The organism is Pseudomonas sp. MDT1-16, from assembly GCF_054898115.1.
This window is the reverse complement of the sequence record NZ_CM142717.1, coordinates 3,378,156-3,403,787: the sequence shown is the minus strand read 5'-3', so window position 1 is coordinate 3,403,787 and position 25,632 is coordinate 3,378,156. Positions and strand designations below refer to the sequence as shown.

At 59.1% G+C, this 25,632-nt stretch carries 20 protein-coding genes and 5 pseudogenes; 10 read left to right on the top strand and 15 right to left on the bottom strand.

Annotation, left to right across the window (positions count from 1 at the left end; all coding sequences use genetic code 11):
- Window positions 1–2 precede the first annotated feature (2 nt).
- Window positions 3–833: an NAD(+) diphosphatase gene (gene nudC / locus ACYZT3_RS15525; RefSeq protein ID WP_462030231.1), complete on the top strand. Its 831-nt coding sequence runs from the start codon at window positions 3–5 to the stop codon at window positions 831–833.
- On the opposite strand, the gene ACYZT3_RS15520 is transcribed toward nudC, so the two are convergent.
- The 3 genes from ACYZT3_RS15520 to ACYZT3_RS15510 all read right to left on the bottom strand — a co-directional run bounded on the left by ACYZT3_RS15520 (window position 801) and on the right by ACYZT3_RS15510 (window position 2,799).
- The gene (locus ACYZT3_RS15520) at window positions 801–1,580 is read right to left on the bottom strand and encodes a TSUP family transporter (RefSeq protein WP_462030230.1); all 780 of its coding nucleotides are present in this window, start codon (window positions 1,578–1,580) and stop codon (window positions 801–803) included. The genes nudC and ACYZT3_RS15520 overlap by 33 nt on opposite strands.
- 122 nt (window positions 1,581–1,702) lie before the next feature.
- Window positions 1,703–2,179 carry a nuclear transport factor 2 family protein gene (locus ACYZT3_RS15515; RefSeq protein WP_282378309.1) on the bottom strand — a complete coding sequence of 159 codons (477 nt, stop codon included), beginning with the start codon at window positions 2,177–2,179 and terminating at the stop codon, window positions 1,703–1,705.
- A 56-nt stretch (window positions 2,180–2,235) separates the two neighbouring features.
- Window positions 2,236–2,799: a TetR/AcrR family transcriptional regulator gene (locus ACYZT3_RS15510; RefSeq protein ID WP_462030229.1), complete on the bottom strand. Its 564-nt coding sequence runs from the start codon at window positions 2,797–2,799 to the stop codon at window positions 2,236–2,238.
- A 215-nt stretch (window positions 2,800–3,014) separates the two neighbouring features.
- On the opposite strand from ACYZT3_RS15510, the gene pssA reads away from it, so the two are divergent.
- A complete protein-coding gene (gene pssA / locus ACYZT3_RS15505; protein WP_462030228.1) occupies window positions 3,015–4,358 on the top strand; it encodes a CDP-diacylglycerol--serine O-phosphatidyltransferase in 1,344 nt (447 codons plus the stop codon).
- A 93-nt stretch (window positions 4,359–4,451) separates the two neighbouring features.
- Here the strand turns inward: pssA and ACYZT3_RS15500 are convergent.
- The 5 genes and pseudogenes from ACYZT3_RS15500 to ACYZT3_RS15480 form a co-directional block, all read right to left on the bottom strand.
- Window positions 4,452–5,032: pseudogene (locus ACYZT3_RS15500) on the bottom strand (imelysin family protein); the annotation flags it as partial.
- Window positions 5,024–5,788: pseudogene (gene efeU / locus ACYZT3_RS15495) on the bottom strand (iron uptake transporter permease EfeU); the annotation flags it as partial. The pseudogenes ACYZT3_RS15500 and efeU, both read right to left, overlap by 9 nt.
- 117 nt (window positions 5,789–5,905) lie before the next feature.
- Window positions 5,906–6,913 (bottom strand): DUF3829 domain-containing protein, encoded by a 1,008-nt coding sequence (locus tag ACYZT3_RS15490; protein ID WP_462030227.1) that lies wholly within the window; start codon window positions 6,911–6,913, stop codon window positions 5,906–5,908.
- The gene (locus ACYZT3_RS15485; RefSeq protein ID WP_462030226.1) at window positions 6,910–8,589 is read right to left on the bottom strand and encodes a J domain-containing protein; all 1,680 of its coding nucleotides are present in this window, start codon (window positions 8,587–8,589) and stop codon (window positions 6,910–6,912) included. Before ACYZT3_RS15485 ends, ACYZT3_RS15490 begins: the two co-directional genes overlap by 4 nt.
- Window positions 8,586–10,289, bottom strand: a complete 1,704-nt coding sequence (locus ACYZT3_RS15480; protein ID WP_462030225.1) for a molecular chaperone HscC — start codon at window positions 10,287–10,289, stop codon at window positions 8,586–8,588. Before ACYZT3_RS15480 ends, ACYZT3_RS15485 begins: the two co-directional genes overlap by 4 nt.
- 154 nt (window positions 10,290–10,443) lie before the next feature.
- Between ACYZT3_RS15480 and ACYZT3_RS15475 the strand changes: the two genes are divergently transcribed.
- The 6 genes from ACYZT3_RS15475 to ACYZT3_RS15450 all read left to right on the top strand — a co-directional run bounded on the left by ACYZT3_RS15475 (window position 10,444) and on the right by ACYZT3_RS15450 (window position 17,199).
- Window positions 10,444–11,460 (top strand): AraC family transcriptional regulator, encoded by a 1,017-nt coding sequence (locus ACYZT3_RS15475; RefSeq protein WP_462030224.1) that lies wholly within the window; start codon window positions 10,444–10,446, stop codon window positions 11,458–11,460.
- Between the two features lie 151 nt (window positions 11,461–11,611).
- Window positions 11,612–13,276: an AMP-binding protein gene (locus tag ACYZT3_RS15470; protein WP_462030223.1), complete on the top strand. Its 1,665-nt coding sequence runs from the start codon at window positions 11,612–11,614 to the stop codon at window positions 13,274–13,276.
- A 16-nt stretch (window positions 13,277–13,292) separates the two neighbouring features.
- Window positions 13,293–14,054, top strand: coding sequence for an SDR family NAD(P)-dependent oxidoreductase (locus ACYZT3_RS15465; protein ID WP_282378330.1), 762 nt, complete (start codon window positions 13,293–13,295; stop codon window positions 14,052–14,054).
- A gap of 12 nt (window positions 14,055–14,066) precedes the next feature.
- A complete protein-coding gene (locus ACYZT3_RS15460; RefSeq protein ID WP_462030222.1) occupies window positions 14,067–15,260 on the top strand; it encodes an acetyl-CoA C-acyltransferase in 1,194 nt (397 codons plus the stop codon).
- Window positions 15,261–15,269: 9 nt separating this feature from the next.
- Entirely contained in the window at window positions 15,270–16,397 is a 1,128-nt protein-coding gene (locus ACYZT3_RS15455; protein ID WP_282378334.1) for an acyl-CoA dehydrogenase, read from the top strand.
- Between the two features lie 28 nt (window positions 16,398–16,425).
- On the top strand, window positions 16,426–17,199 hold the full coding sequence (locus ACYZT3_RS15450) for an enoyl-CoA hydratase (RefSeq protein WP_282378487.1): 774 nt from the start codon (window positions 16,426–16,428) through the stop codon (window positions 17,197–17,199).
- 99 nt (window positions 17,200–17,298) lie between these two features.
- Here ACYZT3_RS15450 and ACYZT3_RS15445 read toward each other — a convergent pair whose 3' ends face one another.
- The 4 genes and pseudogenes from ACYZT3_RS15445 to ACYZT3_RS15430 all read right to left on the bottom strand — a co-directional run.
- Window positions 17,299–18,450, bottom strand: a complete 1,152-nt coding sequence (locus tag ACYZT3_RS15445) for an acyl-CoA dehydrogenase family protein (RefSeq protein ID WP_462030221.1) — start codon at window positions 18,448–18,450, stop codon at window positions 17,299–17,301.
- Between the two features lie 3 nt (window positions 18,451–18,453).
- The gene (locus ACYZT3_RS15440) at window positions 18,454–19,560 is read right to left on the bottom strand and encodes an enoyl-CoA hydratase/isomerase family protein (RefSeq protein WP_282378339.1); all 1,107 of its coding nucleotides are present in this window, start codon (window positions 19,558–19,560) and stop codon (window positions 18,454–18,456) included.
- Window positions 19,561–19,703: 143 nt separating this feature from the next.
- A complete protein-coding gene (locus tag ACYZT3_RS15435; protein WP_282378342.1) occupies window positions 19,704–20,411 on the bottom strand; it encodes an HPP family protein in 708 nt (235 codons plus the stop codon).
- Between the two features lie 161 nt (window positions 20,412–20,572).
- Window positions 20,573–21,243 (bottom strand): annotated as a pseudogene (locus ACYZT3_RS15430) (MFS transporter); the annotation flags it as partial.
- Here ACYZT3_RS15430 and ACYZT3_RS15425 point away from each other — a divergent pair.
- Window positions 21,233–21,503, top strand: a pseudogene (locus ACYZT3_RS15425) (LysR substrate-binding domain-containing protein); the annotation flags it as partial. The pseudogenes ACYZT3_RS15430 and ACYZT3_RS15425 sit on opposite strands and share 11 nt — an antisense overlap.
- Before the next feature lie 510 nt (window positions 21,504–22,013).
- Here the strand turns inward: ACYZT3_RS15425 and ACYZT3_RS15420 are convergent.
- From ACYZT3_RS15420 to ACYZT3_RS15410, 3 genes and pseudogenes are all read right to left on the bottom strand, one after another.
- Window positions 22,014–22,508 (bottom strand): Hcp family type VI secretion system effector, encoded by a 495-nt coding sequence (locus ACYZT3_RS15420; protein ID WP_282378344.1) that lies wholly within the window; start codon window positions 22,506–22,508, stop codon window positions 22,014–22,016.
- A 112-nt stretch (window positions 22,509–22,620) separates the two neighbouring features.
- Window positions 22,621–22,978, bottom strand: a pseudogene (locus ACYZT3_RS15415) (glycosyltransferase); the annotation flags it as partial.
- A gap of 3 nt (window positions 22,979–22,981) precedes the next feature.
- Window positions 22,982–24,361: a UDP-glucose dehydrogenase family protein gene (locus ACYZT3_RS15410; RefSeq protein ID WP_282378346.1), complete on the bottom strand. Its 1,380-nt coding sequence runs from the start codon at window positions 24,359–24,361 to the stop codon at window positions 22,982–22,984.
- 331 nt (window positions 24,362–24,692) lie between these two features.
- Between ACYZT3_RS15410 and ACYZT3_RS15405 the strand changes: the two genes are divergently transcribed.
- Window positions 24,693–25,631, top strand: a complete 939-nt coding sequence (locus ACYZT3_RS15405) for a site-specific integrase (protein ID WP_462030220.1) — start codon at window positions 24,693–24,695, stop codon at window positions 25,629–25,631.
- Window position 25,632: the final 1 nt, after the last annotated feature.

Here is a 25,632-nt window from a genome sequence, read left to right as displayed (position 1 = left end):
AAATGATTTCACGCTGGACCACCGCAGTACTGGACACCAACCAACCCGGCGGCTGGGCCGTGGCCCGCAGCCCCGAAGGTTTTCTGTTCGATGACAATGGCGCGCTGTTCTCTCGCGAATGGCTCAAGCGCCAGGATTTGTCGATTCTCGCTGAACATGGCATCGGCCATCTGGATGGCGAACCGGTCTACCTGCTGGAACTGCGCAGTCACAGCGATGTGCCGGGCTGCAACTGGAAAGGCCTGCGGGCGTTCATGCTTGAAGGCGATCATACGGTGTTCAAGGTGCTCGGTTATGCCGCGCAAATCGGCACCTGGGCCCGCGAACACCGCTTCTGCGGTAACTGCGGGCAGGCGATGACCCAAGTGACCCGGGAACGGGCGATGTATTGCGAACCGTGTGATTTACGCAGCTACCCGCGCATATCGCCGAGCATGATTGTGCTGGTGACCCGTGGCGATGAAGTCCTGCTGGCCCGTTCGCCGCGCTTTGTCACCGGGATCTACAGCACGTTGGCGGGGTTTGCCGAACCGGGCGAGTCGGCCGAAGACTGCCTGATTCGTGAGGTTCGCGAAGAAGTGCAGATCGAGGTCAAGAACATCCAATACATGGGCAGCCAGTGCTGGCCGTTCCCGCATTCGATGATGCTGGGGTTTCACGCCGAATACGCCGGTGGCGAGATCGTGTGTCAGGAAGACGAGATCGAAGATGCCCAGTGGTTCAACGTGCGCGACTTGCCGCCGTTGCCGGCGGCACGCTCGATTGCCCGGTACCTGATCGACGTCTATGTGGCGCGGCGCTCAGGCCACGCTGAACCAGTGTTGCCAGGCTAACCGCACGGTCAAGCCCAGCACCACGGCGATGAACACCGGACGAATGAACTTCGCACCGCCGCTGATGGCGGTGCGGGCCCCGAAGAACGCCCCGACCATCACCGACAGGCCCATGCTCAGGCCGATGATCCAGTCCACTTGCCCGGAAAACACGAACACCGACAGTGCCGCAATGTTGCTGACGAAGTTCATGCTGCGCGCCACGCCACTGGCCTTCACCAGGTCGATGGGGTACATCAGCATCGTGCTGACGGTCCAGAACGCACCCGTGCCGGGGCCGGCCACGCCGTCGTAAAACCCGAGGCCGAAGCCTTGCGTCGATTGCCACTTTTTCTTGATCGGTGCGTCGCTGTCCAGCGGCGCTTTCGGCGTGCCGCCAAACAACAGGTAGAGGCCACAGGCGAAAATGATCACCGGGAGCATCTTGTTCAGCCACTCTGCTGGCAGGTAGTGAGCGACCACGGCGCCGGTCAGCGCGCCCACCAGCGTGCCGACAATGGCGTGCATCCACTGCCTGGGATGGAACAGCTTGCGTCGGTAGAAGGTGAAACTGGCGGTGGCCGAGCCGAATGTCGAACTGAGTTTGTTGGTGCCGAGCACCAGGTGCGGCGGCAGGCCTGCGGTCAGCAGCGCCGGGGTGGTCAACAGACCACCGCCGCCGGCAATGGCGTCGATGAAACCGGCAATGAAAGCGACAAGGGCCAGAATGGCCAGGGTGGTGAGGTCAACACTGAGTTCGAAAGGCATGGAGTCGGCTTATTCGGCGGGGTGCAGAACAGGGCTGCGGGGAAGGGCCGATATCTTACCTATAAAGTTATTCTCTTACAGCTGCTCGTTCCCACGCTCGCGTGGGAACGAGCAGTGTTGGTTTACAGACCCAGGTCGGACAGGCTTGGGTGATCGTCAGGCCGGCGACCCAGCGGCCAGTGGAACTTGCGGTCGCTTTCCTTGATCGGCATGTCGTTGATGCAGGCAAACCGATGGGCCATCAAACCGTTCTCGTCGAACTCCCAGTTTTCGTTGCCGTAGGAACGGAACCAGTTGCCCGAGTCGTCGTGCCATTCATAGGCATAACGCACGGCGATGCGATTGCCGGTAAAGGCCCAGAGTTCTTTGATCAGGCGGTAATCCAGCTCTTTTGCCCATTTGCGCGTCAGGAAACCTTTGGCTTCTTCACGGTTATAGACGAACTCGGCGCGGTTCCGCCATTTCGTGTCCAGGGTGTAGGCCAGCGACACGCGTTCCGGGTCGCGAGAGTTCCAGCCGTCTTCGGCCAGGCGTACTTTTTCGATGGCCGACTCACGAGTGAATGGTGGTAATGGCGGACGAACTTCGGCGTTAGACATTGATAGTCTCCCTATAAAATTAAAGTTCAAACACGGTGTCGGGCTTGATTGAAGTGTTACAGGTCCAATAACTTTCGCGCCATGCATTGCGCATTATCGGCGGCACTGTGATCACCCATGACAAGCGCCACGGTAATGGCGCCGTCGATCAGGATCAGCAGCTGTTTGGCCAGCGTCTCCGGGGCAGTTGCGCCATATTCGGTACAGAGCTCGCGTACGTAGTCGAGCAGCTTCTGTTTGTGGTCTTTGGCGACCAGGCGAACCGGGTCTTGCGGATCGCCGGTTTCGCCGCTGGTGTTAATGAATGCACAGCCACGGAAGCCTTCGGAAGCGAACCAGGCCTTGAGCACGGTAAACAGGTTGAGCAGCCGGTCGGCCGGGGTTTCAGCCTGGTCGACTGCGCTTCTATACCAGTGCATCCAGCGCAAGTCTCGCCGTTGCAGGGCCGCGACGGTGAGCGCCTCCTTGTTGGCGAAGTAGCGGTAAATACTCTTTCTGGAGACGCCGGCGGTTTTCACCAGAAGGTCCATTCCGGTGGCCGCGATGCCACTTTTGTAGATCAACTTTTCGGCGACATCAAGAATGATGTCGCGTGTGTCGTTGCTGGTTATTTCGTTCATGCGGCGAACAGTAGAACGATCATTCTTCATGGCCAACAGGATATTTCCGTTGCCTACAAAATCGCCTTCGCGAGCAAGCCCGCTCCCACAGGGGAATGCATTTCAATGTGGGAGCGAGCCTGCTCGCGAAGGGGCCTCTACAGACGCTAACAAGACCCAAGCGGATCCATGGTGTAAGCTCTCGGGTTCTTCGGATTCGACCCATTGCGAGCCCTATGCCGTCGCTTTTCAAACGCTCTCTGCTGCCCAAACTGCGCAGTTTTCCGCTGACCGCCGATGCCGTCACTCTCCTTTCTGGCGCTGCCGAGTTCCGCCGTTGCCTGCTGGAAAAGATCGCCAGCGCCACCCAGCGCATCTATATCGTCGCGCTCTATCTGCAACAGGACGAAGCCGGCCAGGAAATTCTCGATGCCTTGCACGCGGCCAAGCTGGCGCGTCCTGAACTGGACGTGGTGGTGGTCGTTGACTGGCTGCGCGCCCAGCGCGGCTTGATCGGTGCCGGCAAGCAGCCGGGCAACTCGGCCTGGTATCAGGAAACCACCCGGACTCATGCCAGTGAAGTCCCGGTGTATGGCGTTCCCGTGCAGACCCGAGAGTTGTTTGGCGTGCTGCATTTGAAAGGCTTTGTGATCGATGACTGTGTGATCTACAGCGGCGCGAGCCTGAACAACGTTTATCTGCACAAGTTCGACAAGTACCGCTACGACCGTTATCACCTGCTGCACAACCACGCCCTGGCCGATTCGATGCAGCACCTGATACAGCACGGCCTGATCGCCTCTAAAGCGGTGCATCGTCTCGATTTGCCGAACCTGCCGACCACCCGCAGTCTGCGCAACGACATTGGCGACTTGCGCAGCCGCCTCAAGCACGCGGCGTACGACACCACGACGGGTACAACGGACAAGGGCGGTTTGTCGGTCAGCCCATTGCTCGGTGTCGGCAAGAACAATCCGCTCAGTCGAGTGATTTGCGAGTTGATCGCCAGCGCTCAACATCAACTGACCATCTGCACCCCGTACTTCAACCTGCCGCTGGCCGTGACCCGGGAAATCAACCGGGCACTGGCGCGGGGCGTGAAGATCGACATCGTCGTCGGCGACAAGACGGCCAACGATTTCTACATCCCGCCGAGCGAGCCGTTCAAGGTGATTTCGGCGCTGCCGTACCTTTACGAGATCAGCCTTCGGCGTTTCGCCAAGCGGCATCATCGCAGCGTCGACAGCGGCCAGTTAAACCTGCATTTGTGGCGTGACGGCGACAACACCTATCACCTCAAGGGCATGTGGATCGATCAGCGCTACACCTTGCTGACCGGTAACAACCTCAACCCGCGGGCGTTTCGTCTCGATCTGGAAAACGCCTTGCTGATCGATGATCCGAAAGGCGAGCTGCTGGAGCCGCGTCGTAAAGAGCTGGCGGAGATTTTCGAGAACACCCGTCGCATCGAGCGTTACCAGGACCTGGACACGCTGCTGGAATACCCGGCGGCCGTGGCCAAGTTCCTCAAACGCGTGAGTCGGGTGCGGATTGAGCGGTTGCTCTATCGCATTCTGTGAGGCTTAAAAGCAAAAGATCGTCCGAACGTGTCGAAGACCACAGTCTTTGGTTGTGTACTTGGCCAGCGTCTTGTTCACCGTAGCGAAGTTCTTGTCGACTTTGGCAATGAAGGCCGCGTCCTGTTTTTCGAGTTGCGGACGGAACAGGTCGACGACTTTGCGGGCGGCAAAGAGATTGGCGGCAAAACCGTTCAGGTCGGTGTGGCTGTAGCGTTCTTATTCACCGCTGCTGGCGCGCACATCGGCGAGGCTGTTGAGATTGCGCACCACAATGCTCACCAGTTGTTCAGGCGGCAGTGACTGGGCCAGCAGTTGCTGTTTGAGCGTGGTGACATCGGCGATCAGACGTTGGGCGACTGGCGTCAGTGCGTCGAGGTTGCGTTGCTGGAACAGTGCGTATTCGATCCGGTGGAAGCCGACGAAGGCCGGATCTTGCTCGCGTTTGTCGAAGTAATGGCGCGGGCGTTGATCGTGTTGTCCAGCTCGGCCAGACGCTGGGCGGCCGGGGCGATCCGTTGATACGCGGCGAGGGCCGGCACATACAAGGCTTGCGCCTGGTTGAGGTCGCCGGCTTCGATGGCGTGTTCAAGGACGGTGACGGCTTTGATCAGTGCGCTGCTCTGAGTGCTCAGGTAAACGCGGAATTCCGACAGTGGGCCGGCAAAGGCCACCACCAGATAAATCAGGTACGCCCCGAGGGTGCTGACGGTCGGCGCGTCCTGGTACCCGAACATCCCGGCCAACACCGAGCCCAGCGGGCCATCCATCGGCAGCGTCGCGCTGAAGTCGAAGAGCACGGTTTGCAGGTGATTCCACACGCCGGCTTCATGCAGCGCTTGCACCGAGTTGGCGAGGATCCCGGCAGCGACCACCAGAATGAACAACCCGGAACAGCGCTAGAACGCACCCAGGTTCAGGCGCATGCTGCCGGTGTAGATCAGGAAGCCGACGATGATCGCCAGGATCAGGCCGAGGAGGGCGCCGATCGGTGCTGCCGGGCCTTCGCTCTGCTGGAACACGGCGAGCAGGAAGAACACCGTTCCCAGACCTTCTCGGGCCACGGCGAAAAACACCATGGCGATCAGCGCCGTGACCTGGTGTTTGGAACCGGTCAGCGCGTGATCGAGAGAAACGTGCAGCGACTGTTTGATCGAACGCGCGACTTTGCGCATTCAGAACACCATGGCGCTGAGAATGCCCACGCCGACCGCCCCTTCAAACAGGTCCTGTTGCTTCTGCGGGAACTCGGCACTGACCAGTTCCAGGCCACCACCGACCAACAGGGCCAGGGCCGCGGCGAGGAATACGCCGATCCACACCGCCGGCATCCACTGGCCTCGGCCGGTCTACTTGAGGTAGCTGGCGATGATGCCAACAATCAGCGCGGCTTCAATGCCTTCGCGCAACATGATCAGAAAAGGAACAAGCATTCAGCACCGTGGCGTCATTAGATAGGGTGCTAATTTGCAACATAATGACACTAATTCCCAAATGGCATTCATTGGCATTTACCTGAGCCTAACCTGAACGCATTGTTCAATGCGTCGTCAAAACAGCGGATTCACCCGATCGTTGTACACCTCGATCAACTGATCATAGCGGCGGCCGATCCGCTCGAAGTCATCACTCAGCTGTTGTGGCGAGGCGTTGGCCGCCCAGTCGTCGCGCAGCCTGTTAACGGCATCCAGATAGTTCTTGCCGGGTGAACGCACATAGTTCCAGATGTTTTCCGGGTAATCGGCGTTGCTGGTTGCCGGGTTGGCTTGCAGATAACGGCTGCCGTCGTCCCAGGCCTGTTGCAGCATGAGTGTCGCGTCGCTCAGATCACTGGCGGTGAAGGTACGCTCACGCACACGGCTGTCGAGCTTGCGCATGAGGGTTCGTGCTTCCAGCATGTAGGTGAGGATGTGCGCGTACTTGAGTTGATCCCGGGTCTTGAGTTGCTCGAGCTGAATCTGCCGCAAACCCAGGTCCTCGGCATCAAGCTCGCGACGCAGTTGGTCAGAAGCATTGAGGTAGTCATTGACTAACGGGATAAACAGGCCGTCGCGCTCGGCCTTGTCCGCAGGGCTGGGCGAATAGGTCGGCCTGGGACTGAAAAAATCGAAGCGCCCGGCTGCTTCGTTGGCGGCCCGCAGAGACGTTTCGAAGCGATTTTGCATCGCTAGCAACTCAGGTACCGTTTTCTGAAGGCTGTTTTTTTGCAACGCGTTCAACTGACAGGAATAAGCATCGTGGACGCTCGGGTAATTGAGCCGTTCGCGGATGCCGATCATCTGGTCGAAGTCCTCGGGAAAGCGTTCTTTCAGGGTCGGGTCGACTTTGTGGTCCCGGTTCAAGTAGTTGGCGTAGGCGTGACGCCAGCGGCTGTCGACTGAATTGAGGCAGGCAATCAGCGGGCGAAGGGCGATGGACTTTTCTCGCTCGGCGAGGTCGGCTTCATGGATCCAGCGCTGAATCGGGGTCAGGAGGGTGCTTTGATGCTCTCTCAACATACCGAGAAAGGTGACTGTCAGCACGGCGGTAATTGCGATTGCCTTAACGCGTTTGTTCATCGATGACCCTCCTGCGTGCGTGATTGCCCATACCATTGCTCCTGCGTGGGGGCGATCCGGCATTCCTGACGGCTGTCGAGGGGCCCACTGCAACTGCGTTTTGAAAAAGGTTGTAATCCTTGGTCCGGGCCCATCAACTGACTGCTGGCAATGGTGTAAAACAGGAGCGTCAGACCAATGACCCCAATCATCAGAGCAATCGACGGTGCGCGTCCCAAAGCGGGCAGCCGAACCTTGGGAGGCTTGATGTGCAGCGTTTCCGGCCAGGCGATACGACTCAATCCTCCTAGCGCTAGCAGCACCACGGTGTAGCTGGCAAATGCCGCCGCGCCACAACAGGCCCATGTCAGCGCCCCCATCAACCAGCAGGGCAGCAACTCGCGCAGCACTAGCGGCGCAGGGCGTCTGAGGCTGAGTCGAGGCGAAACAGCGCGACTCAAACGCACGTCCAATGACCAGAACCGGTCCGCCATCGGGCACCAGACCCACAACAATGCCGCGCTCGGCGTAGCCAACACGCACAGCCAGAACAGCATCGCGGCAAAGCTTGCGCCGATACCCGATTTATCACTGAGGTATTCACCGGCTGCCCAGGTAAGTGATGCCCCCAGCAACCCGGCAAACATGGGCCAGGCCTGGCGGGGCTGCACAAGGGGCTTCCAGAAAAATGGATCGCCGTTTGGCATTTGGCGGCATCGGGCCGGGCCCAGGCGCTGGAGCTTCTCGCTGAGGGTGCGGCAGGCATTCCAGTCCGCTTCAAAAAACCTCCGGGCGAAGGCGCTTCGCTCGGTGTCGGTCATTGGCGTCAGTAACAAGCGTGCTGCGCGGCTCTGGGGCTCACGATCATTCAGGTCGGCCAGACGTTCCAGGGTTTCAACAAAAACCTGGTCATCTCGGCGCTGCAACAGTGCCGTCCAATAAGGTGGCGGGCAACGCCCTTCGATTTCGGCTTCGTTCGCGGCGACGTACCAGTGCTGATGTGAACACAGCGTTTCGAACACGTGGACCGACCAGAAGCTCGAATCCACCAGTAAACGGGCCAGGGTTTCATTAAACCAGTCGTGGCGTTCGAACGGCTGCAACCAGTCGGCCTGTTTGAGCGCCACAAAGCGCTCGATGAACGCGTCGACCTGGCCCGCGTCAAGCAACTCGCGCAAGTCCTTTTCCACATGCTTACAGTAAGCGCGAAGCAGCAACTCCAGCGCTTGCGGGGATAAATCCAGGCGTTGCCAGGCACTGAGCCAGTTGAACTGCACCAGCCCCCAGGCGGCCAGCAACATCCCGTCGTCGCGCGGTGACAGGCACATCATCAACAACTGATCTTCGAACTCTCGGGCGCAGTGAGACACCCGTGCCTGCGCCAGACGTTCATCGAGCCGCTCTACTGTAACGTCTGCCAGTAACTGCTCGGCCTGTTGCGCTCCGGCGCACTGCTCAAGCCGTACATGTTCCAGCTCGAAACTGAGCCCCGCTTCGAGAGACGGAGCGAGAGTCTGTCGTTCAACCTTGGGTTCGCGGCGGCTCCACTCCATCGCCTGCTCGTAGGCTTCGCGCAGGCGCTGAAAACCGCTCGGGTCTTCATCCGGGCGGTGTACTTTGAGCAGCGTTGCGTATTGGCGTTTGATGCTGCGTGAGTCAGCATCGGCTTCCAGCCCCAGAATGGCCCAGCAATTCACCGCCACAGCCCCTGTTCCAGTTCATCGAGCTGTTGCGTCAGTTGCAAGCGCAGTTCGCGTATCGCTCGTTCGTCCTGGGTGTTGAGCATCTGCTGGAAACGGTTGGCCATGTGATCGAGCCGTTGGCGCAAATCGCCGAGACTTTCCTGATACAGCCGTTCAAGGCGCGCAGTCAGCAGGCTGTTGACCTGTTGCTCGCGCGGATGAACCTTGAGGTTGGCCAGCGCAGCCAGGCGTTGCTGAATCTCTTTAGGGGCGAGTACGCCGGGATTGTTTTCGATCACTAGCGTCCGGCGCTCGCCGGTGCGCTGTATCAGCGCCTCCGCTTCGAGCAGGCCGTTGTTGTCGTAAGTGAAGCGGACGTCGATGCTGATCTCACCAGCCCGCGCCACTGGCACTTCAATTTCCATTTCACCCAGGTAAATGTTTTCTTTTACCCAACGACTTTCACCCTGATAGATCTTCAGCTGCACAATGCGCTGACTATCGCGCAGGGTGGAGACCGTTTTGACCCGGCTCACCGGCACTACACAGTTACGCTCGATGATCGGAAGATAATGACCCGCTTCCGCACCTTCGCCGACGTTGATCGCGATTTCGATGCCAAGGGTGTAGGGGCAAACGTCGGTCAACACCACCTCTTCGAGGGCTGCATCCCGTGCCTTCAGGGCCGCCTGCACCGCTGCGCCCAGCGCAATCGATTCGTCCGGGTTAAGCGCAATCGAAGGGAACCGACCGAACAACCCTGCCACCATCCGCCGGATCATCGGCATGCGGGTCGTGCCGCCCACCAGCAGGACTTCGTCCAGCGCCGATGGCCGAATGCGCGCGTCGCGTAGCGCGGTTTCGATCGGGGTGCGCAGACGCAGGAGCAGCGGCGCGCAGAGTTCGGCCAACTGTGTCTGGGTGAACGTCTGCTCCCATTGGCCGGAGCCATGGCGCAGGACGAAGGTCGCGCTGTCGGCCTGGCCAAGGGCGTGTCGCACGCGCTCGGCTTCGCGGCGCAGGCGATGGGCGATATTCGGTTCCGTCAGTGAGGGCATGTCGCTACGGTTGGCGTGTGCGGCGACAAAGGCCTGAACCAGCACGGTGTCGAAATCTTCGCCACCGAGAAAGTTGTCGCCAGCGCTGGCGCGTACTTCCATGACGCCGTCGAACAGTTCGAGGATCGACACATCGAAGGTGCCGCCACCGAGATCGAACACCAGAAACGAACTGGCGCTGTCGCGTTGATGCAGTCCATAAGCGAGGGCCGCGGCAGTCGGTTCGTTGATCAGTCGCTCGACCTTGAGGCCGGCCAATTCGCCAGCGATTTTCGTGGCTTTGCGTTGAGCGTCGTTGAAATAGGCGGGTACGCTGATCACCGCTTCAGTGACATTTTCTCCGTAGAGGCGTTCGACGTCTTCCTTCAGGCTGCGCAACACCAGTGCCGACAGCTCTTCCGGTCGGTACGATCGGGGGCCGAGGCGAAGTTCATGAGCGCTGCCCATGTGTCGTTTGAACAATGCCGCCGTCAACTGTGGATGAGTCTGCAAACGTTCCTTTGCAGCCTGACCGACCAGCACTCGACCCTCCTCGTCAAGGCCCACCACGCTTGGGGTCAGCAGACTTTCCAGGGCGTTGGGAACCAGCTCGGGCGCGCCGTTGCGCCAAACGGCAACCAGGCTATTGGTGGTGCCCAAATCAATGCCGACGATCATAACGTTTGCAACTCCATGTCTATTCGGGAATTCCAGGCAACAGCCTATCGGCCACAGGGTCAGTTAATTGAGCCGGCTTTTGCGCAAGACTGGCTTTTTACTCCGTGCTGCCTAAGATGGCCGACAGATTAATCAGTGCACCCGAGTGACGTTTATGTCGGAAAAAGACACCATCTCCATTCAACTGGTGCGTGAAGCGCTATTGCAAAGTTGCGCCCCGGGCGTCACCACCGAAGAGGTGTTGAACAAGGTCGGCATCGATCCGGCGCTGCTGAAAACCCCCGCCGCCCGTGTGCCGGCCACGGCTTATGCAAGGTTGTGGCGTTTATTGGCCCGGCGCCGGGACGATGAGTTTTTTGGCATGGACCCGCGCAAACTCAAATCCGGCAGTCTGGCGTTTCTCTGTCGCTGCGCCATGGTCCAGCCGAGCCTGGCCGCCGGTCTGACCTCGGGTTTGAGCTTTTTGTCGTTGATGCTCGAGTACATGCCCGCGCAGTTGGTTCGCCAGCAAAGTCTGGCGGAAATCGTCCTGCTCGAGGACGACCAGGACCCGCGCCGCGCCTTCACGTATTTCACGTACTGGATGATCGTCCACGGCGTCGCCTGCTGGCTGGCGGGGCGACGGATTCCTATCCTGGCCATCGAGTTGCGCTGTCCGGCACCAGACTTCTGCGATGACTACCAGGTGATGTTCTCCGAGAACCTGCGTTTCGACCGGCCGCGCACGCGGATGATTTTCTCGGCCGAGTGCCTGGATTTGCCGATCAAGCGCAGTGCGGAAGAACTCAAGCGTTTCCTGGCCCATGCGCCGGCCAATATTCTGGTCAAGTACCGCGATCCGGAGAGCCTGGCCAGCCGGATCAAGCACGATTTGCGGCAACTGCCCGCCGAACACTGGCCGGAAACCGAACCTCTGGCACAACAGCTGTGCATGTCGGCTTCGACGTTGCGTCGGCGCCTGGCTGAAGAAGGCCAGACTTACCAAGGCCTCAAGGACAGCGTGCGCAAGGAGTTGGCGATTGTTTGGCTGGCCGAGCCTGCGATTAGCTTTGCCGAGATCGCCACGCGTTTAGGGTTTGCCGACACCAGCTCGTTCTACAAGGCGTTTCGCAAGTGGTCGGGGTCTAATCCGGGGCATTACCGGAGCCTGATCCTCAACGAAGCCAGCTAGGCACCGATCATTGGCGCACCTCTCGAATCTTGGCCAAACCAGTCACGCAACTTGATAGCTTTGACCATTGTCCCGCGCCCCGCGCAGAGCGAGTATTTCCCTGTTAATTACGGTTCCCCCAACCTAATAAAAATACAGAGGGATTCTGGCAATGCGCGATTATTTGTCTGCGACATCACAGTTCAATTATCAGCACACCGTCGACGCCGCGCTTGCCGGCGATTTGAGTGCCCTCAACGCCTGCGTCGAGTGTTGCGACCGGCATGCCTTGCCGGGGCGCATCGCGCTGTTCTGGGAAGGCCGCGACGGCGACAGCGCGACGTACACCTTCAGCGACTTGCAGGACAAAGCCGCGCGTTTCGCCAATTTCCTGCTGGCCCAGGGCGTGAAAAAAGGCGACAAGGTGGCCGGTCTCCTGCCACGTAATATCGAATTGTTGATCACCGTATTCGCCACCTGGCGCATCGGCGCGGTCTATCAACCGCTGTTTACGGCCTTCGGCCCAAAAGCCATCGAGCACCGCCTCAGCTGCTCTGGCGCCAAAGTGGTGGTCACCGACGCGGGCAATCGCTCCAAACTCACTGAAGTCGCGGACTGCCCGACCATCGTCACCGTCGCCGGTCCAAAAGGCCAAGGCATCGTCCGCGGCGATTACAGCTTTTGGGCCGAACTGGCCAATTATTCTCCCGTGTGCGAACCGGTCCTGCTGACCGGCGAAGACCCGTTCCTGCTGATGTTCACGTCGGGCACCACCGGCCCGTCGAAAGCGCTGTCCGTTCCGCTCAAGGCTATCGTCGCCTTCCAGAGCTACACCCGTGACGCCGTGGACTTGCGCCCTGAAGACGCCTTCTGGAACGTCGCCGATCCAGGTTGGGCCTATGGCATCTATTTCGGTGTCACCGGTCCGATGGCCATGGGGCATCCGATCACCTTTTACGATGGCCCGTTCACCCTCGAAAGCACCTGCCGGGTGATCAACAAATACGGGATCACCAACCTCACCGGCTCGCCGACAGCCTATCGTCTGTTGATCGCCGGAGGCGACGAATTCGCCCGCTCGATCAAGGGCAAGCTGCGCATTGTCAGCAGCGCCGGCGAGCCGTTGAATCCGGAAGTGATCCGCTGGTTCGCTGACAACCTCGGCGTGGTCATTCACGATCATTACGGCCAGACCGAACTGGGTATGGTCCTGTGCAATCACCATGGCCTGGAGCATCCGATCCACATGGGCGCCGCAGGTTTCACTTCGCCAGGCCACCGCATTGTGGTGCTGGACGACGAGTACAAAGAGCTCAGCGTCGGCCAGCCGGGCATTCTGGCCATTGATCGCACCCAGTCGCCGATGTGCTGGTTCGTCGGTTACGAAGGCGCACCGACCAAGGCCTTCGTCGGCAACTATTACCTGAGCGGCGACACCGTCGAATGGAACCCGGACGGCAGCATCAGCTTCGTCGGACGCAGCGACGACGTGATCACCACCTCCGGTTATCGCGTCGGTCCGTTCGACGTGGAAAGCGCATTGATTGAACACCCCGCCGTGGTCGAAGCGGCCGTAGTCGGCAAACCCGATCCGGAGCGCACCGAGCTGGTGAAAGCCTTTGTTGTGCTCAGCCCGCAATACCGCGCTGCGCCGGAACTGGCCGAAGAACTGCGCCAACACGTGCGCAAACGGCTGGCTGCGCACTCGTACCCCCGTGAAATTGAATTTGTCAGCGAGTTGCCGAAAACCCCTAGCGGCAAATTGCAGCGCTTTATCTTGCGCAACCAGGAAATCGCCAAGGCTCAAGAGGCCGCCGCGAAGAACCTTTCAGCTTGAATCCAAGGAAACAATGATGCAGATCGAAAACAAGGTTTTTCTCGTCACCGGCGGTGCGTCCGGCCTCGGTGCGGCCACGGCTGAAATGCTGGTCGCGGCGGGCGCCAAAGTGATGCTGGTGGACATGAACGCCGAGGCCGTTGCGGCCCAGGCTGAACGACTCGGCGCGCAAAGCGTGGTGGCGGATATCAGCAACGAAGCCGCGGCCGAAGCCGCTGTGCAGGCGACGGTCAAGGCCTTCGGTGGCCTGAATGGTCTGGTCAACTGCGCCGGCATCGTGCGGGGTGAGAAGATCCTCGGCAAAAACGGCCCGCACGCGCTGGCCAATTTCAGCCAGGTGATCAACGTCAACCTGATCGGCAGTTTCAACATGCTGCGCCTTGCCGCCGCGGCAATCGCTGAAACCGAAGCGGATGCCGACGGCGAGCGCGGCGTAATCATCAACACCGCCTCGGCCGCCGCGTACGACGGCCAGATCGGCCAGGCCGCGTATGCCGCGTCCAAAGGCGCGATCGTCAGCCTGACCTTGCCCGCCGCCCGTGAACTGGCGCGCTTCGGCATTCGAGTGATGACCATCGCCCCGGGCATTTTCGAAACACCGATGATGGCCGGCATGACCCCGGAAGTCCGCGCGTCCCTGGCGGCTGGCGTGCCGTTTCCGCCGCGTCTGGGTAAACCAAGCGAGTATGCCGGGCTGGTCAGGCATATCATTGAAAACAGCATGCTCAATGGCGAGGTGATCCGTCTCGACGGCGCCTTGCGCATGGCCGCCAAGTAAGGAGAATTTGTCATGACTCTGTCCAACGATCCCATTGTTATCGTCAGCGCCGTCCGCACCCCAATGGGTGGTTTCCAGGGCGAATTGAAAAGCCTGACCGCCCCCCAACTCGGTGCCGCCGTGATCCGCGCCGCCGTCGAACGCGCCGGCGTGGCGCCAGACTCGGTTGAAGAAGTGCTGTTCGGTTGCGTCCTGTCCGCCGGCCTTGGCCAGGCCCCGGCACGCCAGGCTGCACTGGGCGCCGGGCTGGATAAATCGACCCGCTGCACCACCCTGAACAAAATGTGCGGTTCGGGCATGGAAGCGGCCATTCTGGCCCACGACATGCTGGTGGCTGGCAGCGCCGAAGTAGTCGTCGCCGGCGGCATGGAAAGCATGTCCAACGCACCCTATCTGCTGGACCGCGCCCGCAGTGGTTACCGCATGGGCCACGGTCGCGTACTCGATCATATGTTCCTCGACGGCCTGGAAGACGCCTACGACAAGGGCCGTCTGATGGGCACCTACGCCGAGGATTGCGCTGAAACCAACGGTTTTACCCGTGAAGCCCAGGATTCCTTTGCCATTGCCTCGACCACCCGCGCGCAGCAGGCGATCAAGGACGGCAGCTTCAAAGACGAGATCGTGCCGCTCACCGTGACCGTCGGTAAAGAGCAAGTGCTGATCAGCAACGACGAACAGCCACCAAAAGCCAAACTGGACAAGATCGCTTCCTTGAAACCGGCGTTCCGCGACGGCGGCACAGTGACGGCGGCGAACTCCAGCTCGATCTCCGATGGCGCCGCCGCACTGGTGTTGATGCGCCGTTCCGAAGCTGAAAAGCGCGGCCTGAAACCGCTGGCAATGATTCACGGCCACGCGGCGTTTGCCGACACCCCGGGCCTGTTCCCGGTGGCACCGGTGGGCGCGATCGAGAAGCTGATGAAGAAAACTGGCTGGTCCCTGGACGAAGTCGATCTGGTCGAAGTCAACGAAGCCTTCGCCGTGGTCAGTCTGGTCACCATGACCAAACTGGAAATCCCCCACGAGAAAATCAACGTTCACGGCGGCGCTTGCGCCCTGGGTCACCCGATCGGTGCGTCTGGCGCGCGGATCCTCGTGACCTTGCTCTCGGCCCTGCGCCAGAAAGGCTTGAAACGCGGCGTTGCAGCGATCTGCATCGGCGGCGGTGAAGCCACGGCCATGGCCGTTGAATGCCTGTATTAAGGAATCACTATGCTCCCGACTGACGAACAACTTCAGATCAGCGACGCGGCCCGGCAATTTGCCCAGGAACGGCTGAAACCGTTCGCCGCCGAGTGGGACCGCGAGCATCGCTTCCCCAAGGAAGCCATCGGCGAGATGGCTGAACTGGGCTTCTTCGGCATGCTGGTGCCGGAGCAGTGGGGCGGTTGCGACACCGGTTACCTGGCCTACGCCATGGCCCTGGAAGAAATTGCGGCCGGCGACGGCGCTTGCTCGACCATCATGAGCGTGCACAACTCGGTGGGTTGCGTACCGATCCTCAAGTACGGCAACGACGACCAGAAAGAACGCTTCCTCAAACCGCTGGCCAGCGGCTCGATGTTGGGGGCCTTTGCCCTGACCGAACCGCAGGCTGGCTCGGACGCCAGCGGCCTGAAAACCCGTGCCCGTCTGGAAGGCGATCATTACGTGTTGAACGGCTGCAAACAGTTCATCACCTCCGGGCAGAACGCCGGGGTGGTGATCGTGTTCGCCGTGACAGATCCGAGTGCCGGCAAGCGGGGCATTACAGCGCTGATCGTGCCGACCGATTCGCCGGGCTACACAGTCGCGCGGGTCGAAGACAAACTCGGCCAGCACGCGTCCGACACCTGTCAGATTCTGTTTGAAGACGTGAAGGTGCCGGTGGCCAACCGCTTGGGCGAGGAGGGCGAAGGTTACCGGATCGCCCTGGCCAACCTCGAAGGCGGCCGTGTCGGCATTGCTTCGCAATCGGTGGGCATGGCCCGCGCAGCGTTCGAAGCGGCCCGCGACTACGCCCGTGAGCGTGAAAGCTTCGGCAAGCCGATCATCGAGCATCAAGCCGTAGCGTTCCGCCTGGCCGATATGGCAACCCAGATCGCCGTCGCCCGGCAGATGGTGCATTACGCGGCGGCGTTAAGAGATAGTGGTAAACCGGCCTTGGTCGAAGCCTCCATGGCCAAGCTGTTCGCCTCGGAAATGGCTGAGAAGGTTTGCTCCGCTGCCTTGCAAACCCTCGGCGGTTACGGTTACTTGAACGATTTCCCGCTGGAGCGGATCTACCGCGACGTGCGGGTCTGCCAGATCTACGAAGGCACCAGTGATATTCAGCGCATGGTTATTTCGCGCAATCTTTGAGAAGGACTGATTTATGAACAAGAGCTCTGTGAGTTACGAAACGATTTTGCTGGAAACCCATGGCCGTGTAGGCCTGATTACCCTGAACCGTCCGCAAGCCTTGAACGCGTTGAACGCGCAGATCGTCAGCGAACTGAACCAGGCCCTCGATGGCCTCGAAGCCGATTCGAACATTGGCTGCATCGTGCTGACCGGCTCGAAAAAAGCCTTCGCCGCGGGCGCCGACATCAAGGAAATGGCCGAGCTGACTTACCCGCAGATCTACCTCGACGACCTGTTCAGCGACAGCGATCGCGTGGCCAACCGCCGCAAGCCGATCATCGCGGCGGTCAACGGTTTTGCCTTGGGCGGCGGCTGTGAACTGGCGCTGATGTGCGACTTCATCCTGGCCGGCGACAACGCCAAGTTCGGTCAACCGGAAATCAACCTCGGCGTACTGCCAGGCATGGGCGGCACCCAGCGCCTGACCCGCGCGGTGGGCAAGGCCAAGGCCATGGAAATGTGCCTCAGCGGCCGACTGATCGATGCGGTGGAAGCGGAGCGTTGCGGGATTGTCGCGCGGATTGTCCCGGCGGATGAGTTGCTGGAAGAAGCGTTGAAAGTCGCGGCGCTGATTGCCAAGAAGTCGTTGCCGATTGCAATGATGATCAAGGAAAGCGTCAACCGCGCGTTTGAAGTGAGCCTGTCGGAAGGTGTGCGCTTTGAGCGTCGGGTGTTCCATGCGGCGTTTGCGACACAGGATCAGAAGGAAGGGATGGCGGCGTTTATTGGTAAGCGTGAAGCCGAGTTCCAGGGTAAGTAATGTAGCGTCCTCACCGACGCCTTCGCGGGCAAGCCTCGCTCCTACAGGGTAATACGTATCCTTGTAGGAGCGAGGCTTGCCCGCGAAGCTTTTTGGGCTTCACACCAAGTAGTGCTTCAGTTCCCGAGCAATCACCATCCGCTGTATCTCGCTAGACCCTTCATAAATCTGTGTAATCCGCGCATCCCGGTAATAACGCTCCACCGGGTAATCTTCCAGATACCCATACCCCCCATGAATCTGCATCGCCGACGAACACACCTTCTCGGCCATTTCCGACGCAAACAGTTTGGCCTGTGAAGCCTCCGACAGACACGGCTTACCGGCACTGCGCAAACGTGCGGCATGCAAGATCAACAGTCGTGCAGCATTCAATCGGGTGTGCATGTCGGCCAGCATGTTGGCGATGCTCTGGTGCTCGATGATCGGCTTGTCGAACTGCACCCGATCCCGCGAGTACGCCAGCGCTGCTTCAAATGCCGCGCGAGCAATGCCCAACGCTTGTGCCGCAATGCCGATGCGGCCGCCTTCAAGGTTTGACAGGGCAATCGCCAGTCCCTTGCCGCGCTCACCCAACAGGTTGGCTTCGGGAATCGTGCAGTTGCTCAGGGTTACTGCGCAGGTGTCGGAAGCGCGGATGCCCATCTTGTGTTCGGTGCGATCAACGATGAAACCCGCGGTATCGGTCGGGACCAGGAACGCCGAGATGCCGCGCTTGCCCAGGTCCGGATCGGTCACCGCGAACACGATGGCCAGCTTCGCCCGTTTGCCGTTACTGACGAATTGCTTGGCGCCGTTGATGACCCATTGGCCATCGCTCAGTTCAGCGCGGGTGCGCAGGTTGTGGGCTTCGGAACCGGCCTGGGGTTCGGTCAGGCAGAAGCAGCCGATGGCCTGACCGCTCGCCAGATCCGGCAGCCAGGTCTGTTTCTGTTCTTCAGTGCCGTAGTTGAGGACCGGACCGCAGCCCACGGAGTTGTGAATGCTCATCAGCGCGCCCGTGGCGCCATCGCCGGCAGAAATCTCTTCCACCGCCAGGGCGTAGGCGACGTAGTCGACATAGGTGCCGCCCCATTCCTCGGGCACCACCATGCCCAGCAGCCCCAGCTCGCCCATCTTCGCCACCAGACCATCATCGATCCAGCCGGCTTTTTCCCAGGCCTGGGCGTGGGGCGCGATTTCGCCGCGGGCAAAATCCCGGGCCATGTCGCGGATCATGACTTGCTCTTCGCTCAATTCGATATCGTGCATGGCTCAGCTCCCGCTCTGCTCAAAACCCGTGAAAAAACTCGCGACGTGCTCGGCGTCCAGTGCCTGCAAGGTCGGCGGGTTCCAGCGCGGGCTCTTGTCTTTATCGATCAGCAAGGCGCGCACGCCTTCGATCAGGTCGCCGCGCTCGAACCACTGACGGTCCAGGTGCAGCTCCAGGGCGAAGCAGTCTTCGAGACTCAAGTGCCGACCACGACGGAGCATTTCCAGGGTCACGCCCATGGCCAACGGTGAACGGCTTTCCAGCAGGTCGGCGGTGGTCGTGGCCCACGCGTGACTGTCGGCGACCGTTACTTCACGCAGTTGCTCAACAATACTCGGCAGATCGGGCAGGGCGAAGAAGTGATCGATGGCCGGGCGTAGCTTGCTCAGTGGCGCATCGGGTAATTGCTGCACGGCAAGTTTTGCCAGCAGACCTTGCAAGTCCTTCAGCGGTGTCTCATGCCATTGGAGCTGATCGAGTCGCTCGTCCAGGGTGCCCAATTTGTCGCTTTCCAGGTACCAGTCGGCCAGGCCGCAATAGAGCGCATCGGCCGCGCGGATCTGCACGCCACTGACGCCGAGGTAAATACCCAGTTCACCGGGAACGCGCGGCAGGAAGTGGCTGCCACCGACATCCGGGAAATAACCGATCGCCACTTCCGGCATCGCCAAACGGGTTTTCTCGGTGACTACACGCAGGTCGGCGCCTTGCACCAGGCCCATGCCACCGCCAAGGACAAAACCGTCCATCAAGGCGAGCACAGGTTTGCGGTAGTGGTGAATTGCGAGGTCGAGGGCGTATTCCTCGACGAAGAAATCCTCGTGCAGCGTGTCGCCGTTTTTGAAACTGTCATACAGCGAGCGAATATCGCCGCCGGCACAGAAAGCCTTCTCGCCAGCACCGCGCAACACCACCGCGTGCACGTGCGGATCCAGCGCCCAGGCGTCGAGTTGACGCTGCAGATTGCGCACCATGTCCAGGGTAATGGCGTTGAGGCCGGCGGGGCGATTGAGGGTCAGGTGACCGATGTGGTTGCGAACCTCGGCCAGCACTTCGTTTTGCGTGGCATCCATGGGCTGAGTCCCCGGAGAAGAAACCTGAGCAGTCATCACTAACTCCCTGCTTTTATTGTTCTTTATAGAGAAGCCCGCGCGCGAGCGATGCTGGATCGTAACAGTGCAAATTTGCCTTGTACAACCGGGATATGTGCAGGGTTAGTTTGCGTTTTTGCCTTGGAGCGAACTTTTTATCTTCAATCTTTTCTGGAAAACACATCACCAATACTGCGGCGTTTAGCATGCAGTTCACTGGCATGAATCAACTGTTCGAGGTCTTCAGGCGTAACGTCGAAGAACGCCTCCATGTCAGCCAGCGCCAGTTTCAGGTCCTGGGTGGTGATCGCCTGGCTGTCGGTGGGCGGATGGTCCGCCGGCACCACGGCCACCGGTTCACTGGCGCGTTTCGGATAACGAATGCGCGTCAGGTTGTTGTAGGCCAGGGCGCTGAGCAGCAGGGTCGATGCGCCAAGCATCACCGGGCCAAGGGCTTTCCAGTCCAGAGCAATGGTCGCCGGGTCTGCCAACACCAACAGCAGCGCCAAGGCCCCGGCCGGTGGGTGCAGGCAACGCAGCCAGCACATCAGAATCAGCGCCATGCCGGCCGCCAGGCTAGCGCTGCCGAGGGTTCGTCCGAGCACGTGAGCGACCAGCAGCGAAACCACCCCGGCGCTGAGGTAGCCGCCAAGAATCGACCAAGGCTGGGCGAGGGCGCCGGAGGACACTGCGAACAGCAACACGGCCGATGCGCCCAGCGGACCGATCAGGTGTTGCGCCACTGCCATGCCAAATACCTGGCTGCAAAGCCAGACGCTGAACAGTGTGCCCAGGGACATGCCGATGGCGGCCCGGCTCCATTCGGAAGGGCGAGTGTTGATGGCGGCGGGAAACCAGCGAGAGAACATGAGGCAGACAATCCGTTGGCAAAAATCTATGCAAAAAAAAAGGCTTAGCTGGGATACCCAGAAAGCCCTTGAAGTAGTTCCAACTGTTGGGGGAGGAACGAGGCGCAGTGTGCCGTTGATTCCTGATGCTGACAAATTCATATTAATGCAGTTTCAGTGCATTAATTTTGCTGTAATGCCACTCGACAACCACTCATGAAACACAGGGAACCACCCATGGCAGCCAGCGCGCTCAAGGCATAGAACATCGTTGGCGCGGGGGGGGCATCAGCAGGAAACCGCAAATCACCGGGCTCAGGGCACCGCCGAGGGCAGCGAGGTTTTGCGCGCCGTAATAGCTACCGCGCAGTTCTTCCGGGGCCAGGGTGTCGACAAAGAGGAATTCGGCGGGGTAAATGATCATTTCACCGAGGGTGAAGATGAACATTGCCACGCACCACGACACCAGGCTGTCGGCCAGGCTAAACCCGATCAGGCCGACGATGAACAGGCTGGTACCGCTCGCGATCCAGTAACGCAGTTGTTCACGCTTGAGGATACGGCCGATCTGGTATTGCAGCAGGATCACGCTGATGGCGTTGCAGGCGAGCAGGGCGGCCATGGTTTTCAGTGCCCGTTTGGAATCGTGGGTCACCAGCAGGTATGGCGACAGGTATAGGGTAAAACGGCCGTGGACCACGGTACTGAGCAGGCAGTCGCAGGTGAACATGATCAGCGTGCGGTCGTTCTTCAGGGTGACCAGCGTCTTGAGAAAACTCTGGGGCTGGCCGATCGCGGGTGCCTGGGCCGAGTCCTTCGATATCCCGATCATCAAGAAAATACTGAATTTCGCCCACTCCGACAGCTTTTCTGACTCAGCCACCCAGGTCGAAGCGGTGGCACTGTTGATCAGGCCCGGGCGTTTCGTGGGTTTCCTGCCGCAACATTTCGCCGCGTCGATGGTGGCTCAGGGGCAAATTTCGCGCGGTGCGCCCGGACCTGATCCACATCGTCACCCGGTTCAATCTGATCCTTCGCCACAACACCGTGCGCAGTCCGCTGGTGAAGGCGTTTGCCCAGGCGTTGAAGGTTGATTTGAGGGCATTGGGTTGAAAGGCCATATGGAGAAAAATTTTTTATTTTCCTTCAAGTTTTCGTAGCTCTTTTGGCATGACTTTCAAAGCATATCCAGACACAGTCACAAAGCAAATAACACCCACTATTCTAGCCCGGAGGAAATCCAACTCAAAAAATTCAATAATCAAAAGAGCGATCCAGATTGTATGAAAGCAGGAACAGGCAATGATAAAAATATACATCCTCGCAGCAGAAACTATTTTTTCGAGAGCAAACATATAACCGTCCGAGTTTCTAGATAGTACTGGCTCAGCAAACTACTCTGTTCGTTCTTGATTTCCTTGAGACCCTGCCCAGCACTTTTCCGCCCCTGTGCTACATCATTAACAATACCTCTCGCGTAATAAGAAACTTCGCGATTGAACTGTAAGCGCAACGTGCCATCTTTTAGGTGTCGAGAAGCCAGTGTGCAAGCCTGATTGGTCAAATTGCCCGCCGCCTTACTAACTGCCCAATAATCACAACTACTTGACTCGCAGCGATTCTTTAATTGTCCCATTCGTTATTTCCCCATGAAGCGTATCCGCTGGTTCCTGCCAGATGGTGCCTCCATGTAATCTCTCGGTAACGAATAGCAACGTGCTCTTGAGGCTCGACATCGTTCTGTAGAACTACGTGGGGCATATCAAGTGTCAGGTCGGCAATAATGCCGCCTTCAATTTCAATACTGAAGAATCTCTCCTGAAGACCGAACGAAGAAATTCGGTAGAAACTTATCGCACAGCTAATTTCCTCTCTACTTGATAGCGCTTGCGCGAGTAGAGGAGATGACTTGTCAACATTTTTTGTGATGACGAGCGGGCAGTGTGTAGGCTTATTAATGTTTCCTATATTGGACATGTTGTGACTGTAAGACAGCACCATGATTTCATCGGTATGCGCTGTTTGACATTTATTGCCGATTGAATCTTGAGTTGAACAACCCGCCGATATCAGTCCTTGAGTCTTTCCTGTGATGGTCATATAGCCGTGATTAGCCATGTAGGTGCCGCTCCTTTTGTCGATGGGGCACCTTATTGAAAACGTCTTCGGGTATATGTAGGGCGTTTCCGGGTATCCGGTAGGACGAGAGCGAATCTGCGGGCGTAACGCGCTACAGAGTGGAATGCAGCAACACGTAATCGTTTTTGTCGAAGCGCCCGCTCAACACGGGCAGCAACGCTCCCAAAGGCGTGCCCTGCAGAGGGTGCGGTAGTCACTTTTATCCATCATCAGCCACTGCGGCCCTGAAGACTTTCCAGTTCGTGGATTGATTCGGTGAACACTGGCTGTAAGTCCTGATCGATATTGACCATGAACTTGATCGCCGCGGCGTCCTTGCCCATGCCATGCAGCACCAGTGGCGCTGGCTCTTTCTGCACCCGTGCTAACGCTGCGCGGTTGAAAGACTGAGTGTCGTAGTGCCGACGCTCAATCGGTTCGAACACCAGAATGTAAAACGACCAAAGCGCAAATCAAGCAACAACCGAAGCCACTGGCCATTGCTGGTGCGGAATCGGCAGATTGCGCGATTCACCGCGGCCCATCGGGAAGTACATGAACCCGGCGCGAGCCAGGCGGTCGGCGTCGTACAGGTTGCGTCCGTCGAAGATCACCGGTGCGTTGAGCCGCTGCTGAATCAGATTGAAATCCGGTGCCTTGAACTGCTGCCATTCAGTGCAGATGATCAATGCATCGGCGCCGGACAATACCGATTCCGGCGTGCCCATAAGCATCAGTCTGGATTCATCGGGATACAGCTGCTGGGTTTCCTGCATGGCTTCCGGGTCGAACGCACGGACGTTAGCCCCGGCGGCCCACAGCGATTCCAGCAACACCCGACTCGGCGCATCGCGCATGTCGTCGGTGTTCGGTTTGAACGCCAGCCCCCACACGGCGAAGGTCCGGCCGCGCAAATCGCCCTTGTAGAACGCGTTGATGCGCTCAAACAGCTTGTGCTTCTGACGCTGGTTGATCGCTTCCACTGCTTGCAGTAGATCGCTGGAGCAATGAGCCTCTTCGGCGCTGTGGATCAGCGCGCGCATGTCTTTGGGAAAGCACGAACCGCCATAACCGCAACCGGGGTAGATAAAGTGGTAACCAATGCGCGAATCGGCGCCGATGCCCAGGCGCACCGATTCGATGTCGGCGCCCAAGTGTTCGGCCAATTCGGCGATCTGATTAATGAAACTGATCTTGGTGGCCAGCATGCAGTTGGCGGCGTACTTGGTCAGCTCGGCGCTGCGCAGGTCCATGAACATGATCCGGTCATGGTTGCGGTTGAAGGGCGCGTAAAGGTCGCGCATGACATCACGCACATCATCGCGTTCGCAGCCGATGACGATTCGGTCCGGGCGCCGGCAATCGGCCACGGCCGAGCCTTCTTTCAAAAACTCCGGGTTAGACACGATATCGAACTGCAACAACCGGCCTACCTTGATCAGGCACTTGTCGATGTGCGCGCGCAAGGTGTCACCCGTGCCCACCGGTACCGTGGATTTCTCCACCAGAATCACCGGTTGTTCACGATGACGCGCCACGGCTTCGCCCACCGACAGCACATACCGCAGATCCGCCGAACCGTCATCCCGGGACGGTGTACCGACCGCGATGAACAACACCTGGCCATGCTGCACCGCGAGTTTTTCGTCGGTGGTGAACTGCAGACGTTTGGCTTCCAGGCTTTCGCGTACCAGGCTGGCCAGCCCCGGTTCGAAAATGCTCACGTGGCCTTGTTGCAGCAGCTCGACTTTCTTCTCATCAATGTCCATGCAGACCACGTCGTGACCGACTTCAGCCAGGACAGCCGCTTGCACCAGGCCAACGTAACCGCTACCAAATACACTGATTTTCATGGGGCACTCCTGAGTTCGGGCGCGCGAGCAGGGCGAGAGTTGATGATGACGACACCGAGGCGCTTGCCATCCCTGGGCAGCCGTGCACTATCAGAATAGGCAAGGCCATATTTCAATTCGCCTATCGTGTTGTATAACGCCACGTCCGGGCGCTTCATACGCCAGGCCCAACACCTCTGTTTATTCTGAAAGTCATACAGCCACTGTTCTGACCTCTGCCGTTCATCGAGTTTTTTTTGGTAGAAAGTCTTACAGAAGTGTTCCGCTTTATAGGAAGGATGTTTCAATCCTTCGTTGTTTAATGAGCTGTTTCTACTCAAGGCCGTTTCGTTTGATTGACTTACCCGCTACTGACTTAATCCCCACAAAGACCAACCCGCTGACCCTGTATCTGGCGCGCCTGGCGCCCTCCAGCCAACTGACCATGCGTTACGTTTTGCAAGATGCCGCTGACCGGTTGGGCTTCGAAGACATGAACGTCGAGGAGATTCCCTGGCACAACCTGCAACCTGAAGCGGTCATCGCGTTAGTGGCAACCTTGCGCTCGGACGGCTACGCGCCGAACACCTCCTCGCTGTACGTCAACGCGGTGCGCGGGGTGATGAACGAAGCGTGGCGCATGAGCCTGATCAGTCAGGAACACTTGCTGAAAATGCGTTCGGTCAAGGGCATTGCCGGGACGCGGCTGTCCCAGGGGCGCAACCTCAAGCGCACGCTGATCCAGGAGTTGATGGCGGTCTGTGCCGCCGATCCACGACCACAAGGTCTGCGGGACGCGGCGATTATCGGGATTTTGTACGGTTCGGGGATGCGCAAATCGGAATCGGTGAACCTGGACCTGAACCAGATCGATTTCACCGAGCGTAGCCTGTGTGTGACCGCCAAGGGCAACAAGCAATTGATCAAGTACGCACCGGCCTGGGCGTTCGCCAAACTCAATGACTGGCTGGAACTGCGGCGCTCACTGCTGAAGGAGGGTGAATCGGACGATCCGTTCCTGTTCAACCGCATTCGTCGCGGCAGTCACATCACCCGCGAGCGCATCACCAAGCACGCGATCTATTACATTGCCCGACAACGGGGTGCACAGGTCGGGGTGAAAATCATGCCGCATGATTTTCGGCGTTCGTTCATTACCCGAGTGATTGAGGAGCATGACTTGTCGATCGCCCAGAAACTCGCCCATCACAGCAACATCCAGACGACGGCCAACTACGATGTGCGCGATGACAACGAACGGCGTCGGGCAGTGGACCGGTTCGATCTTTGAT

Coding starts and splice junctions, on each gene's coding strand:
- ACYZT3_RS15510 (WP_462030229.1), bottom strand. CDS start 2,799: ATGAACGAAATAACCAGCAACGACACACGCGACATCATTCTTGATGTC.
- ACYZT3_RS15460 (WP_462030222.1), top strand. CDS start 14,067: ATGACTCTGTCCAACGATCCCATTGTTATCGTCAGCGCCGTCCGCACC.
- ACYZT3_RS15480 (WP_462030225.1), bottom strand. CDS start 10,289: ATGATCGTCGGCATTGATTTGGGCACCACCAATAGCCTGGTTGCCGTT.
- ACYZT3_RS15470 (WP_462030223.1), top strand. CDS start 11,612: ATGCGCGATTATTTGTCTGCGACATCACAGTTCAATTATCAGCACACC.
- pssA (WP_462030228.1), top strand. CDS start 3,015: ATGCCGTCGCTTTTCAAACGCTCTCTGCTGCCCAAACTGCGCAGTTTT.
- ACYZT3_RS15440 (WP_282378339.1), bottom strand. CDS start 19,560: ATGACTGCTCAGGTTTCTTCTCCGGGGACTCAGCCCATGGATGCCACG.
- ACYZT3_RS15520 (WP_462030230.1), bottom strand. CDS start 1,580: ATGCCTTTCGAACTCAGTGTTGACCTCACCACCCTGGCCATTCTGGCC.
- nudC (WP_462030231.1), top strand. CDS start 3: ATGATTTCACGCTGGACCACCGCAGTACTGGACACCAACCAACCCGGC.
- ACYZT3_RS15420 (WP_282378344.1), bottom strand. CDS start 22,508: ATGGCTAATCACGGCTATATGACCATCACAGGAAAGACTCAAGGACTG.
- ACYZT3_RS15435 (WP_282378342.1), bottom strand. CDS start 20,411: ATGTTCTCTCGCTGGTTTCCCGCCGCCATCAACACTCGCCCTTCCGAA.
- ACYZT3_RS15410 (WP_282378346.1), bottom strand. CDS start 24,361: ATGAAAATCAGTGTATTTGGTAGCGGTTACGTTGGCCTGGTGCAAGCG.
- ACYZT3_RS15455 (WP_282378334.1), top strand. CDS start 15,270: ATGCTCCCGACTGACGAACAACTTCAGATCAGCGACGCGGCCCGGCAA.
- ACYZT3_RS15475 (WP_462030224.1), top strand. CDS start 10,444: ATGTCGGAAAAAGACACCATCTCCATTCAACTGGTGCGTGAAGCGCTA.
- ACYZT3_RS15515 (WP_282378309.1), bottom strand. CDS start 2,179: ATGTCTAACGCCGAAGTTCGTCCGCCATTACCACCATTCACTCGTGAG.
- ACYZT3_RS15490 (WP_462030227.1), bottom strand. CDS start 6,913: ATGAACAAACGCGTTAAGGCAATCGCAATTACCGCCGTGCTGACAGTC.
- ACYZT3_RS15465 (WP_282378330.1), top strand. CDS start 13,293: ATGCAGATCGAAAACAAGGTTTTTCTCGTCACCGGCGGTGCGTCCGGC.
- ACYZT3_RS15445 (WP_462030221.1), bottom strand. CDS start 18,450: ATGCACGATATCGAATTGAGCGAAGAGCAAGTCATGATCCGCGACATG.